Raw genomic sequence first — 202 nt, forward strand, 5'->3', positions numbered from 1 at the left:
CGTCCGCAATAAACTGTTTTTTTATATCTCATGCTTAGGAGATGACAAACTTGTACAATATTCATTTTTTAACTAGCGTTAATATTTGCTAGTCTTTATTATTTAGCCACTTAAAGAAAAGTGGCGGACGCGGCAGGAGTCGAACCTGCGACCGCCTGGTTCGTAGCCAGGTACTCTATCCAGCTGAGCTACGCGTCCTCAA

Annotated in this window: 1 tRNA gene; it reads right to left on the bottom strand. The window is 42.6% G+C overall.

Features of this window, described 5'->3' with window-relative positions:
* Positions 1-121 precede the first annotated feature (121 nt).
* Positions 122-198: transfer RNA gene (locus H4J41_RS00020), tRNA-Arg, on the bottom strand.
* Positions 199-202: the final 4 nt, after the last annotated feature.

Source organism: Colwellia sp. MB3u-45, assembly GCF_014077005.1.
Lineage (GTDB): Bacteria > Pseudomonadota > Gammaproteobacteria > Enterobacterales > Alteromonadaceae > Cognaticolwellia.